The organism is Bacteroides caecigallinarum, assembly GCF_021530995.1.
In the GTDB taxonomy this organism is placed as follows: Bacteria; Bacteroidota; Bacteroidia; order Bacteroidales; family Bacteroidaceae; genus Phocaeicola; species Phocaeicola faecigallinarum.
This window is the reverse complement of the sequence record NZ_JADYTF010000035.1, coordinates 19787-27620: the sequence shown is the minus strand read 5'-3', so window position 1 is coordinate 27620 and position 7834 is coordinate 19787. Positions and strand designations below refer to the sequence as shown.

General features: G+C 36.9%; 7 protein-coding genes. 1 reads left to right on the top strand and 6 read right to left on the bottom strand.

Annotated features, from left to right (window positions below):
* The first annotated feature begins 63 nt into the window (after positions 1-63).
* On the top strand, positions 64-456 hold the full coding sequence (locus tag I6E24_RS06820) for a DUF2721 domain-containing protein (protein WP_204446823.1): 393 nt from the start codon (positions 64-66) through the stop codon (positions 454-456).
* 4 nt (positions 457-460) lie between these two features.
* Here I6E24_RS06820 and I6E24_RS06815 read toward each other — a convergent pair whose 3' ends face one another.
* The 6 genes from I6E24_RS06815 to I6E24_RS06790 all read right to left on the bottom strand — a co-directional run bounded on the left by I6E24_RS06815 (position 461) and on the right by I6E24_RS06790 (position 7819).
* Positions 461-1135 (bottom strand): ABC transporter ATP-binding protein, encoded by a 675-nt coding sequence (locus I6E24_RS06815; RefSeq protein ID WP_204402279.1) that lies wholly within the window; start codon positions 1133-1135, stop codon positions 461-463.
* 33 nt (positions 1136-1168) lie between these two features.
* Entirely contained in the window at positions 1169-1513 is a 345-nt protein-coding gene (locus I6E24_RS06810; protein ID WP_235327307.1) for an ABC transporter permease, read from the bottom strand.
* Positions 1513-2316 carry a hypothetical protein gene (locus I6E24_RS06805; RefSeq protein WP_235327305.1) on the bottom strand — a complete coding sequence of 268 codons (804 nt, stop codon included), beginning with the start codon at positions 2314-2316 and terminating at the stop codon, positions 1513-1515. Before I6E24_RS06805 ends, I6E24_RS06810 begins: the two co-directional genes overlap by 1 nt.
* The gene (locus tag I6E24_RS06800) at positions 2282-3010 is read right to left on the bottom strand and encodes an ABC transporter permease (protein WP_235327303.1); all 729 of its coding nucleotides are present in this window, start codon (positions 3008-3010) and stop codon (positions 2282-2284) included. The genes I6E24_RS06805 and I6E24_RS06800 overlap by 35 nt, the downstream gene beginning before the upstream one ends.
* Before the next feature lie 206 nt (positions 3011-3216).
* Positions 3217-5502, bottom strand: coding sequence for an ABC transporter permease (locus I6E24_RS06795; protein ID WP_235327301.1), 2286 nt, complete (start codon positions 5500-5502; stop codon positions 3217-3219).
* A 22-nt stretch (positions 5503-5524) separates the two neighbouring features.
* A complete protein-coding gene (locus I6E24_RS06790) occupies positions 5525-7819 on the bottom strand; it encodes an ABC transporter permease (protein WP_235327299.1) in 2295 nt (764 codons plus the stop codon).
* Positions 7820-7834: the final 15 nt, after the last annotated feature.

The following is a 7834-nucleotide window of genomic DNA, read 5'->3' as shown; positions in this document are numbered from 1 at the left end:
CTATACTTCCAGAATAAAAAACTAACTTTGCGTACAATAAAACAATATAAAAATAAAAATTATATGGAAGAACTGAACTTAAGCACTCCTGCCCTGCTGTTCTCGGCAGTTTCACTCATACTACTGGCATATACCAACAGATTTCTGTCGTACGCACAGCTTGTAAGAACTCTTAAAGAACAATATGTACAGAAACACTCGGAAGTGACAGCCGCACAGATAGACAATCTGCGCCGCCGACTCTACCTTACACGAAGTATGCAGGTACTTGGCATATCAAGTCTGTTTCTCTGCGTAATCACAATGTTTCTGATTTATATAGGATTTCATACAACAGCAGTGTACGTATTCGGTGTAGCACTGCTGTTGCTTATAGCATCACTCGGTATTTCAATTTGGGAGATACACATATCCGTAAAGGCACTTGAAATACATTTAAGGGATATGGAGAAGTAAAAAATCATTCGCTAACTTCATTTACCACCTCACCGTCGAACAGATTGATAATCCTGTCGGCATAACTTGCATCATGACGTGAGTGTGTAACCATGACAATAGTAGTGCCATCCTTGTGCAGCTCGCTTAAAAGAGACATTACCTCTTTACCGTTTTTCGAATCAAGATTTCCGGTAGGCTCATCGGCAAGGATAAGCTGAGGGTTGGCTACGACTGCACGCGCTATGGCTACACGCTGTTGCTGACCACCGGAAAGCTGCTGCGGGAAATGCTTGGAACGGTGGGATATATCCATACGGTTCATAGCTTCTTCTACCCTCTTTTTTCTTTCCGACGACGGTACTCCCATGTACAAAAGAGGCAATTCTATATTCTCGTACACGTTCAGTTCATCAATAAGGTTAAAGCTCTGGAATACGAAACCTATAACTCCCTTCCTTATATCAGTACGTTGCGATTCCGTGAATTTTGACACTTCCACTCCATTAAGGTAATAAGTTCCGTCAGTAGGGTTATCAAGCAATCCGAGGATGTTGAGCAGTGTAGATTTACCACATCCTGAAGGTCCCATGATAGCCACAAACTCACCTTTCTTTACTTCAATACTTACATTATTCAATGCCCAAGTTTCCACTTCTTCTGTGCGGAATACCTTTTTCAAATTTTCTGTCTTAATCATATTAGTAGAATTTAAAATGTTGTTTTTCTATATTTATTCATTCTTCATTACTTCGGCCGGATTGATATGTGCAGCCTTGTTTATCTGATAATATAATGTCAGCATAGATAAAATCAATACTATCAACAGTGGAATGACAAACAGTCCAAATGTAACAGGCGCCTTTTCTACGAAAGATGCCGTATAATAATAAATGACAATCCATGATACAGGCGCTGCAACAACAAATGCCAACACCAGATTAAGCATATAACTCTTACCTAGTATAATATACAAATCTTTAGGCTTGGCACCATTTACCTTACGGATTGCAATCTCACGATACCTGCGACGAATATCAAACAGAGATATACCCAACAGTCCCAAACATGATATCACTATAGCGATATATGAGAAAACAGTATATATATATGTGCAGTCTCTTTATCTTTCTGATACATTTCTGCCACTATATCGTCAGCCCATTTATATGTAAAATCCTCTGAGTTATATATTTCTTTTTCAACTTTGCGAAGATAGTCTATAACTTCCTTTTCTCTGTCTTTCTTCACTTTTATCATAACATCCCCTTCTGGATCCTTAGCCCCCACAATAAAGATCATAGGTTTGATTCCTTCCGTAAGATGTCCCATATAATAATCCTCAACTACTGCTGAGACCGGGGTCATATAAACTCCGAATTCTATCAATTTATTATCTACAAAAGAAATACTCAAAGGCGACGTGCTCCTTACAAATGCTTCCTTAAGGTCAGTATATCCAAGTAATTTCATCGCAGACCGATTCAATACTATTACATTCTCACCGCCGTAATCTATTCTGTCCGGTAATCCTCCATCAACTATTTCAAGTCCCCAAAAATCAAAAAACTCTATAGAAACAAATTTAATCTGCAACTCAAATGTCTCATCTTTATCATTGACAATAGGTGTAGGACTTCCATCCCATACTGCTGTAGACGAGTTCATCCAACGCTCAATCATAGGACACTCATCCAGCTTTTTACCGACATTCTTTATACGTTCAAAACGTTCTTTCAACTGATTGACTGTAGTACTTTTATAATTAACAATCCTATTGTGATTGTACAACTGTGCAACCATAATCTCATCAGTGTCATATCCATGCGAAGAATTAATCAGATAATCAAAATGACGCTGGAAATATAAGGACAGTATCATAAGAAACAATGTAATAGAATACTGTAAAAACAAGAACACATAACGTGAAAATATCTTTCCGTTTTCTGATATGACCAGACGCATAGATGTTACAGGATTTTTGTAACCATATCTGATATATCAGTTCAATATTAAGTTTTCCCCAATACGGCCTTAATTTTTGAGAGACCAAAGCATCAAAATTGAATGTGGTCTTACATACAGGTTGTTCAATAACACCGGACACTGTAAGCATCTTCCCATCAAAATAGATATTTTTGCCTATAGGGGATTCTTTTCCGAACAGTTTCTTTGCATAGGTTTCAGTCAAAATAGCATTATTGGGTTGTTCTAAAGAAAGATTTCCTTCCAATACACGATAATTAAAAAAATGGAAGAACGTTGTATCGGCAGCCATCAGATTTGTCTTATAAGCAACGTCATTACTGATTATGGTTGAATTCCTCTCATCTACAAGTTTACATCTGTCTTCTATGTACTTTTCATCTACCGAATAATCCTTATTGCCCGGATTTTCTCCCGGATAAACATTACCGTCTATATCCCTTAAAGGAACGATTATAGAACTTAAGTCATTGGCATGATTATCCACAGTAAGTTCCCTGTGGATATATCGTAACAATATTATACAACAGGCAAGACTCAACGAAAGTCCTATCAGGTTGATAACAGTATATGACTTTGCACGAAGCAAAAAACGAATCGCATATTTAATCTTTATCAATAACATAAATCAAAAAAAGTCATTTCACCTGTAAATATTATATCAATAATCGTGCCAAAGTATTAAATCGCTAACAATCAATAATTTGCCCAAATACGATACATTCTGTTCATGTGCGCTATCGCACGTTTTTGTTACAAATACGCACACATCGCACAATGCAATATATATATCATTTATTCAGTCTTAATAATCTCTGCAGGATTAATATGCATAACCTTATATATCTTATATGCTACAGTAATTAAAACCACAATCAACATTGAAACGAACAAGGCTAAAACCATTCCCCAATCCATATTAATCTGGAAAGCACTATCCATAAAGACAGTTGACGCAAAATAATATACAAAGGGAAATGCAGCAGCAAACGACAAAATATAAATCAACATATATGAACGTCCGAACATAAGAGCTATCTTAACCGGCGAAGCACCGTTTATTTTCCTTATGGCAACCTCCTTCTGTCGTCCGTCCGTATCAAGCGAAATGGCAGAATATATGCTTAGAATCACCAACAGCAGACTGACCAAAGCCAATACATTGACAAGTGTTCCGACTAAACCCACCGTACCAAGCAAGGTCTGTTTTCTGTCGGTTATCGGTTTAATATCCAAAGGTAATGTTTCCGGAACATATTCCCTGCAAATATCTTTCATCTTACCAATCACTTCGTCTGTATCCTTCCCATCAGCAATCTTAAAATAAAAAGTTCCAAACGGTTTTACCGGGAAGAACGCAGAACCTATTATTCGTGGATCATCTTCATTCTCTCCATACAGAGCTTTATATGTACCAGCTATACGGTATGAAGTACCTTGAATGAAAACAGTTCCGGAAATACTGTCTTTCTCCAATTGTCTCATAAATCTCTCACTTACATAAACAGCATCTTCCGACTCCGTCATTTCACCATGATGAGGGATATTAAAGAACTGAAAGTAATTGGCATTACCCATTGTAGTTTCAATAAAAGAATCTGTCCCATCAGCTTTAAGATATCTCTTTTTGAAACGAGAATCCAACACTCCCCACAAAGTTATCTCATCAACAATCTCCGGCATCTTTCTGAATGCATCAACTACATGCGATATATTCTGCCTCAAGCGATATGTACTTGGCTTGAACTCTATAATCCGGGCTTCCTCATCATCAGAAACCGGTCTGTAGACGGAATAGTAAACCTTATTAAAAGCAATGTTTATATACAAAACATTTCCGACAAAGAATATAGCAATACTCAATTGAAGCCACATCATGACAGAACGAAAGACATGCTTATTGTTGTTTATGCGAACATGATAGCCTATACAGGAACGTCGCAAACGCCATACCGGAACATAAACCACAAGTAAACAGATAACAAGAAGGGAAACAAAACACCTAGTCTGCACCCAATATACTTCCGGCAAGTCAATGTATGGCAAATCGTCGGATGAAATATAAGTATGACATGTATCAACTACAATTTCCGTTATAACAAGTGACAGCAGAAATGACACTGTAAGCATGCAGAATACCTCTGAAAACAGAAGCATAAACAATCCCCGGGCATCAGACCCCATACTTTTACGCAAAGCGACTTCCCTCTGTCGGTTATAAAACATCTGTATAGCAAACTTCAGGAAGTTAATCATTCCGGAAAGCAATATGAGCGATGCAACGAACAATACAATTGAAAAGATTATTGTCATCTGTTTTTTCTTGAAATCATCAGAAAAACTCAAAGCAGACACACTGTAGTCCTTTCCATTATTTACAAATTTAAGATTCTGCAGATTGTCATTAAGCGCAGACAGAGTTGTACCATCACCTAGGAGTGCATACACTTCCATGAATCCCTGAGGAAAAACCATATATGGAAAATAGCAATCTACTCTGGGAAACGCCCAGTTGTCTTCGGCCACATTTACAACCCTGTAATCACGAATCCCCTTGTCGAAATCGTAAACAGATTCCGACAGATGTATCACAGCCCCAATCGGATTATCTTGACCAAAAGCCTTTTCTGCAAAAGAACGTGATATAACGACTTCATCCTTTTTCTCCGGAATACGGTTACCATACAATAAATCCAATCCATAGAATGAAAAAGTATTTCCGTTTACCACAGAATAGTTTACAATAAAGGGCTTTTCTTTCTGATCCTTATCTATCACATCTATCTCAGCCTGTCTTGACGGAAATTTAACTGTAATATCCGACAATCCATCAATATGAAGATTCTCTATCCGTTCAACATCAACCGGCGTAAACAGACTCCACCGGCCATCTTCATCTTCAAGCTTAAATGTTACAACTTCTTCATCATGCATATTTATCATGCTATTATAAGCATTTATCCAATATGCCACCAATGTATAACAGACTATTCCCACAGCAAGACATAATGCTGAAATAAGACTGTGAACCTTATATTTCATCAGGTTCCGAACTGCCACTTTCAAGTAATGTAATATCATAATATTCTTGTTTTATAAATTATTACTCACTCTTGATAACCTCAGCTGGATTTTCGTTGGCAGCCTTCCATATACTCCTCGCTACACAGAGAAGAATAAATGCAGCCATCAGTATAAATAATCCAAAGTATATCCATGCATCCATAGAAGTCTGTTCTACATACTGTTCCAACCATTTCTTCATTACAACAGTCCCTGCCAGGAATGCTATGATACACGACACTGCAAGCATTAAAAGATAATCTTTGAAAAACATCTTCATTATATTGCCTGCCGTTGCACCATTTATTTTCCTTATAGCTATTTCTTTCCTACGTCGCTCACATGACAATGAAACGTGTGAATATACTCCAAACAATGAAATAACAACACATATCATAGATACGAATGACAGCAATTTCATAAGCATCTTTTCTGAAACAAGATATTCTTCGTAAGCTTCATTCGCAGTCTTAATATAACAGAAATTTATACCATTCTTTTCTATATAATCTTTCATACTGTTCCTCAAATCGGAAAGATGCTCTTCATCAAAACTAATCACGTAATCACTACCGTGATCATTACGTCTGTCAAGCGTTATCATATAAGGTTTGACCGGCTGTGTAGGTGGTGAGATATGAAAATCTTTTATCACACCAACCACAGTATATTTATATATCTTCTTTCCAATCGGCTCTGACCAACCGAACATTCTCACCGCAGCCTCATTTATCAATACTGATTTAATGTCCTCTTTACCCGTAAGATAAGTTCCACGCAACAGTTTGATACCGTAGAAATCAAGGAAGTCACGTCCTTCACGTATTACCTGCAATGTAACCGGTTTCTGTCCTTCGGACTTTCCGTCCCATTCACCTATTGTACTACTGGTAGATGCTATCTGTGGTAATAATGAATACATTTCCTTTATTTCATGGACATATGGCAGTTTTCTTAAAAAATGTATTATTTGTATATCTTTAGGTTGACAATAAAGACAAGCTTTTCCATCCCGCTCAAATCCTACTTCATCGGTACTCTTAAGATAATACAATTGCTTGAATAATACAGTCAGACAAAACAATACGGTAACTGATATCATAAACTGTATCACTATGCTACCATTCTGAAATGACAAACGAGATTTCTTTGTGATATTTCCTATTATCTCTTCTGATACAGTTTTCCTGCTACTATATCTGATCAAAAAGACAGCAACCACAACAGACATAATGAGAATGACAAAGAAATACCAGAGTGAAGACAAATAGAAGTTATCTTCTATATCCGCCAGTCTGACAAATTCAGACTTGAGAAGTTCCATCAGAGACATACCTATCAGACCACTGAAGAGCATCATCACTACCAGTTCGGTTACAAACATCAATATCAATTCTTTCGTACCGGAACCGCATGATATCCTAAGTGCAATCTCTCTTCGACGAATGTTCATACGGGTAATAAGTATAGAAAAGAAATTAACCAAAGACACAAGTATCACAGTTATTCCTACTACCGAAAACATCTTTATATACGACAAGGAAATGTCATCATATTTATAGAATACCGTATAACGGGACGATGAAAGTTTCTCCAGCAAAAAATTTCTTATAGTATATCCTCCTCCACCAGGTACTTCAAAGCCTTTATTCTTCAGCTTTTGAGCAAATACAGAGGCATTAACACCATCTTTCAAACGTAAGCACACATAAAAACCACTATACCTATAATCATCTCTGAACTTTTCATCTACACCGAGCATAATATCATATCTGAAATTAGAGTGCTTTCCCCAACCTGAAACTACTGCAGAAATCTTTTTCGGTGACTTCCAGAAAAATAGATCTTTTCCAAGTACATTCTTTGTTCCATAAAGACGTTCTGCAAACTCTTCTGTTACGGCAACTTCTTCTTGATTATTAAGAAAACTCCAGCTACCGGACAATAGTTTTATATCAAACATATTTATAAAAGCAGAATCAACTGTAATCCTCATTGAAAAATCTTCGTTTTGTAGACTTCTTCCAACTACAGCCGGTCCATTCATAAAAGCAGCAGCATCCTCAACCTCAGGAAAATTATTCTTAATATCTCTTGCTACAGGATAATGCGTAACGTCTGAAATATTAGTGAATCCATGATCTGACTTTTTATATACCACATACATCCTGTCCGAGTCACGATGAAATGTATCATAACTCAACTCATACCTTATCCATATCATGGAAAAGGCAAAACACACAAAACCTACAGCGATACCTAATATACTGATGATATTTTGAGTTCTATATTTCAACAGACTGCGTATGGCAACTTTTAAATAATGAAATACCATGATAATGTTATTTTC

Bases quoted from the DNA above. Each gene is read 5' to 3' on its own strand.
- I6E24_RS06815 (WP_204402279.1), bottom strand. From the start codon at position 1,135: ATGATTAAGACAGAAAATTTGAAAAAGGTATTCCGCACAGAAGAAGTG.
- I6E24_RS06805 (WP_235327305.1), bottom strand. From the start codon at position 2,316: ATGATACTGTCCTTATATTTCCAGCGTCATTTTGATTATCTGATTAAT.
- I6E24_RS06790 (WP_235327299.1), bottom strand. From the start codon at position 7,819: ATGGTATTTCATTATTTAAAAGTTGCCATACGCAGTCTGTTGAAATAT.
- I6E24_RS06820 (WP_204446823.1), top strand. From the start codon at position 64: ATGGAAGAACTGAACTTAAGCACTCCTGCCCTGCTGTTCTCGGCAGTT.
- I6E24_RS06795 (WP_235327301.1), bottom strand. From the start codon at position 5,502: ATGATATTACATTACTTGAAAGTGGCAGTTCGGAACCTGATGAAATAT.